Raw genomic sequence first — 5,112 nt, 5'->3', positions numbered from 1 at the left:
TCTCATCTCCACTCTCTGATGGTTACGATGAGCCTGAAATCCTCCGCTACGCAATCAACCTAGTCTGTTCCATGGGTGCTGATGGCGGACACCTGTATCACCTCAGTTGCCTGCGTCACAGTTGAAACTCGCAGGGTCCCGGGGGTCGCCACGACCGTCATATTGGGCAACACTTGGATAGGCGCAAACGGGTCGGCCACCGGCTGGCTGAGCGCTGTCATCCAGCCAAAGGGCCGTAATGTGATCAGGCGCTTCTCCGGTTTCCGCCCACTTGTCGATCTCAACCAGAAAATTGACCCAGGAGGGCCCGGGACCGCCAAAGCAGTGCTCTACGCCGGGCATCATGAACAGGCGAATATCGTCGGCTGCACTTGGATCATGAGCCAGAACGTCTTCGTAATACCCGACCATTGCAAGGCCCGATTGCGCGTTGTCGGACCAGCCGGAATACAGCAGCATCTTGCCACCACGAGCGCGGTAGGCGGACAAATCCGGGTTTGTCGCATTCAGAGTCTCCGCAGCCGCGGCGGAATCCTGTGCATAGGTGCCGAAATCGAAGTTCTCATAGGTCCAATTGGGATCGTGATACACGAAATTCTGCATAATGCCGTTGCCAAAGCTGAAAAAAGCGCTCGGCGACACAGGTTCTTCAAATCCACCTGATCCGACGCCCTCCTGGAAGCTCCCATCGTCGTCCTGATACTTCATGCCACCTGTCAACCAGCGGCTCCAACCTCCCTCGGCTGTTTCGCCGCCAAATGGGAAACCGTAATACATGCTGTCGCCATCGGAGTTCTTGGGGCCGTCATAGACCGCCTTGAACGCAGCAACTTCTCTGGCGCTCAGACAGTCTTCGGAATTGTCGCCTTCGCATTGCAGGCTGGCCACGTCAAACCCGCACTTCCGGGGGTCATTGAGGATGCCATCCTCGAGCCCATCCAGCCCATCGCAGACCGCCAGATATGAACTCTCGACCAGCGCCTGAGCTTCTGGCCCAATGACAGCCTCTTCGATATTGTTTGGGTCTGGGTACATCGCCTGGTTGATCTGAGTTGCCTGCACGGCAATTCCCGTCCAGTCAACCGCATAGGCGCCAGCCGCAACCGCGTCAAAATCTTCTGGGTAACGCATAGCGGACATTATTGCCTGTCCACCGCCCCGGGAGCACCCGGTAAAGTAGCTGCGAGCAATTGGTTTTTCATAAAAAGCCTTGGTCAGGGCCTTGGCTGTGACTGCTGTTCGATGAACTGCCAGATGTCCGAAATTGACCAGCGCCTCGAGGTCGTTGAGGGCCCAACTGGCGTCGGCTGGATGCCCCTGATGTCCTGTGTCAGTGCCGACAGTGGCGTAACCCAATTGAAGTGAGCCATCGATAAGGGAGGTATTCATCACGGAACCGACGAATCCGCCTCCACCGCCCATGACAAATTTGCCGTTCCAATTTTCCGGTAGCAGGAGTTCGAAATTGATCTTACCACCAATCACACCGGAAACTTTGCAATGTGGCGCAGGAGCGGACACTTCTGCGACCGAAGCAATTGAAACATCGGGGAGCTCAGGCAGGGTCTGGTTCGCACATATTGGCCGGGCATGGGATGGGCATCCAATTGCCGACGCGCCCAATACAGCGCAAGCCACAAGTTGGTATGCTTTAGTAACCTTTGTGTTCATTGCGCTTCCCCCTCAACGGAATAACGAGTTTTGCCCCAAAGCTTTTGGCTAACTTCCGATTTATGTTAGGTCATAGACTGGTTACCGGATACCCACCTTTGTCAGGAGACTTAGAATTTTGAACGCTCGTATTTTGCTCGCCTTGTTTGTGATTTTCCCCGTGTCGGCTCTCGCTCAAGGCGTGGACAAACTTGGTGACAAGTTGGCCGACCTGCGATTTGAGGGGCGTATTGAAGCCAGCATGCGATCTCAGGTCGCCAATTCTGTAAATGGCTTTCTGACCGATATCCATTTCACAAAGGGAGACCGCGTCGAGGCTGGCCAATTGCTCTTCTCGTTGAGCAGTGTGGTGTATGAACATCAGGTAAATGCCGCCCAGGCTCTCTTGGACAGGCGGCAGATTGAGTTGGCCCAAGCCGAGGCCAATGTCGAGCGTGTCAGCAAGCTCGAAGACAGGGGAACCGCGACGCAAGTGCAGCTAGAGGATGCGTCAGCGCGGCTCGCGCTTGCAAAGGTCGCCGTTGACGAGGCGCGGATTGGGCTGGATCTTCGAAAGCTTGAGTTGGCCAGTACAACGATTAATGCACCTATTACGGGGTACATCGACTCGCCGCGCCTGACCCGCGGTGCCTATCTCAAAACCGAGACTGGAAAGCCGCTTGCGGAAATTGTTCAGGTTGACCCAGCGCTGGTTTCGTTTGCGCACCCATATGACTCTTTGCTGGAGTTGCACCATGCCGCCCCGGAGCGCATCGAAGAATATCTGGATCGTTTCGCTGTTCACGTGACGTTGCCGACAGGAGAAAGCTATGAGCAGACCGGAAAAGTGGCCTTCGTTGGAACAGAGTTGAATTCCGATGGCGCGTTGCAGGTCTGGGCGGAAATCCCGAATCCTGAGGTCATACTTATTCCGGGATTGCAGGTAAGTGTCAGCATCGAGCTAAAAAAATAGATCGTGCCACGTTTCCCACTGTGGTTTTACCGACTAATTTTAATTCGAAACATCAGGAAAAGCCGACCCTGCGTGGCTGAAACTGCGGCCCGCGCAAATGTCGAAGATGGGCTCGGTGCTGACATCCGAGCATTTTACTCAGATGACTGCTTAAGAGCGGAAAGCAGACACAGAAGCCTGTGCCCTGCGATCTAGTGAGGCGAGAACATTTTTTACAACTGGACTGGACTTCCTGGCGGTTCAGAGCGGTACTGTCTGTGTCGCATTCGCCCGGGATCACCGGGCTCCACTCAGTACGGGGCGAGGGATGGGCCTTTGCTCGCAGAGTGGAGAAACACGATGACTACACCAAATGCGGTAGCGCAAAGTTCGGCCAAAACCACAAAGTTTGGCAAAAAGCTGACCCGTCATAAGCAGTTTCACAGAATGCTCACGCGGAAATCCGGCGTCACAATCGCACAACTTCAAAAGACCTTCGGTTGGCAGGCGCATACGGCACGCGCCGCGATATCCGCGCAGCGCAAAGCCGGATGCGTTGGGGACAGACTGGAGACAGACAATGGATCGGTTTACCGAATTGTCGAGGCGCAGAGCACCCAATGAAAGTGGAGCAAAACGAAAAGGTATCGATCCTGATATCAGAGATCGCCGCCGTTGATCGCGCTGCGTGCCTCGACCGATGGCGTGAGGCCTTCGGTCGCTTGCCCCCAAAGTATCTTTCGCCACAGTTCATGAAGCGGGTGCTGATCTGGGATATGCAAAACAAAACGCTGGGCAGTGTGTCAGCGAAAACCACCCGACGCCTGAAGCAGATTGCGGCTGGGAAAGTGTTGCCCACGACCGCCAGGCCTGGGTCTCATCTGGTCCGGGAGTGGAACGGACAGACCTATCAGGTCGAAGTCACTGAAGGCGGGTACGTCATGGATGGTATAACGTGGCGTTCCCTGTCAGCCATCGCAAGGCACATTACCGGAGCGCATTGGTCAGGCCCGCGCTTCTTCGGGCTTCAATGATGCGACGTATCCGCTGCGCCATTTACACGAGGAAAAGCTCGGAGGAGGGGCTGGAGCAGGATTTCAACTCACTCGATGCCCAGCGGGAAGCCTGTGAAGCTTACATCTCCAGTCAGAAGCACGAGGGATGGGAACTTCTGCCGGACTACTATGACGATGGCGGTATCTCGGGCGGTCATCTTGACCGCCCTGCGCTACGGCGGCTGATGCAGGCTGTAGATGAAAATCGTGTTGACCAGATTGTTGTCTACAAGATCGATCGGCTGACTCGTTCGCTGGCGGACTTCGCGAAACTGGTCGAACGCCTTGAAACGGCAGACGCATCTTTCGTGTCCGTGACGCAGTCCTTCAATACTTCTACCAGTATGGGGCGCCTGACACTCAACGTGCTGTTGAGCTTCGCTCAGTTCGAACGGGAAGTCACCGCTGAACGCATCCGGGACAAGATCGCAGCCTCGAAACGCAAGGGCCTGTGGATGGGCGGGAATGTTCCACTCGGGTATCAGGCGGATGGCCGAACGTTGAAAATCGATGAAAAAGAAGCTGAGATCATCAGGGCGCTCTACGATCTCTATCTAGAGCATCGGAGCATTCTTGATGTGAAAGAGCAGGCTGAGGCACTGGGTCTCCGTTCGCGCCGTCGGGAGCGCCCGGGCGGACGCGTGGCAGGCGGTAAGTGCTTTGACCGCGGACACATCCATCATTTGCTCAGCAATCCTATCTATTCTGGCCGCATCCGACACAAGGGTCAGGTTTATGAGGGGCAGCATCCTGCCATCATTGACCCGGCAGTGTGGGAGCGGGTGCAGCAGCTGTTGACGGATGGAGCGGCAAGGGAGCGTGGAGTAAAGCAGAAAGCGAGGCGATCACTGCTCGCCAGAAAGCTTTTTGATGAAACTGGAGATCGGCTGACGCCCAGCCATAGTCGCAAAAATGGGAAGCGTTTGCGTTACTATATCTCCGGCCGGCTGGTGACGGATCGCAGTCAGAAGCATTCTGATGCGTGGCGGTTGCCGGCAGAACAGCTCGAGAGCCTCCTGGCCGAAGTGATCAGGCAATATCTGAAGCGACCGAACGCCGTGACATCAATGGCGCGGGATATGTCAGCGGCCGAGATTGCTTCAGCAACGGAGCTTCTCAGAGATTGCCAGTCCGTCAGGAAATACCTCGGTCTGATTTTGCGGGCAGATTTGCAACAGGGCTCTCTGAGGGTGCAACTGGATCTCCAGGCACTGGCACAGATGATTGAGTGCAGGGCAGATCAGGTCGATGCCAGGGAGTTAACGATCGAAGCGCCATTCCGGATGCGCCGCAGAGGTGTGGAGCTGAAACTGCATCTTGGCGATTCACCGCCTGAGATCGATCAAACACTTGTCCGCAACGTCGTTAGGGTCAGGACCCATTGATTTCCGTTCTTCGGCATGATTCACCGTTCGAAAATGAGCGGTGACATGTCTGACCTTTTCTGGCTGAGCG

The 5,112-nt window shown here is 55.6% G+C and carries 5 protein-coding genes; 4 read left to right on the top strand and 1 reads right to left on the bottom strand.

Annotated elements, in window-relative coordinates:
• Positions 1-102: 102 nt before the first annotated feature.
• Positions 103-1,422, bottom strand: coding sequence for a tannase/feruloyl esterase family alpha/beta hydrolase (locus ACR0C5_RS19640; RefSeq protein WP_237217318.1), 1,320 nt, complete (start codon positions 1,420-1,422; stop codon positions 103-105).
• Positions 1,423-1,789: 367 nt separating this feature from the next.
• Between ACR0C5_RS19640 and ACR0C5_RS19635 the strand changes: the two genes are divergently transcribed.
• The 4 genes from ACR0C5_RS19635 (at position 1,790) to ACR0C5_RS19620 (ending at position 5,042) form a co-directional block, all read left to right on the top strand.
• Complete coding sequence (locus ACR0C5_RS19635) at positions 1,790-2,623, top strand: efflux RND transporter periplasmic adaptor subunit (protein WP_480878621.1); 834 nt, start codon at positions 1,790-1,792, stop codon at positions 2,621-2,623.
• 339 nt (positions 2,624-2,962) lie between these two features.
• Positions 2,963-3,226 carry a DUF3489 domain-containing protein gene (locus ACR0C5_RS19630; protein ID WP_480878619.1) on the top strand — a complete coding sequence of 88 codons (264 nt, stop codon included), beginning with the start codon at positions 2,963-2,965 and terminating at the stop codon, positions 3,224-3,226.
• Entirely contained in the window at positions 3,223-3,636 is a 414-nt protein-coding gene (locus tag ACR0C5_RS19625) for a DUF2924 domain-containing protein (RefSeq protein ID WP_480878617.1), read from the top strand. Before ACR0C5_RS19630 ends, ACR0C5_RS19625 begins: the two co-directional genes overlap by 4 nt.
• The gene (locus ACR0C5_RS19620; RefSeq protein ID WP_480878615.1) at positions 3,636-5,042 is read left to right on the top strand and encodes a recombinase family protein; all 1,407 of its coding nucleotides are present in this window, start codon (positions 3,636-3,638) and stop codon (positions 5,040-5,042) included. The genes ACR0C5_RS19625 and ACR0C5_RS19620 overlap by 1 nt, the downstream gene beginning before the upstream one ends.
• The last annotated feature ends 70 nt before the right edge of the window (positions 5,043-5,112 follow it).

The organism is Ruegeria sp. N8, assembly GCF_056531325.1.
The sequence above is the reverse complement of the archived record's forward strand: the minus strand, read 5'-3'. Positions and strand labels throughout refer to the sequence as shown.

Bases quoted from the DNA above. Each gene is read 5' to 3' on its own strand.
- ACR0C5_RS19640 (WP_237217318.1), bottom strand. From the start codon at position 1,422: ATGGGCGGTGGAGGCGGATTCGTCGGTTCCGTGATGAATACCTCCCTT.
- ACR0C5_RS19630 (WP_480878619.1), top strand. From the start codon at position 2,963: ATGACTACACCAAATGCGGTAGCGCAAAGTTCGGCCAAAACCACAAAG.
- ACR0C5_RS19625 (WP_480878617.1), top strand. From the start codon at position 3,223: ATGAAAGTGGAGCAAAACGAAAAGGTATCGATCCTGATATCAGAGATC.
- ACR0C5_RS19620 (WP_480878615.1), top strand. From the start codon at position 3,636: ATGCGACGTATCCGCTGCGCCATTTACACGAGGAAAAGCTCGGAGGAG.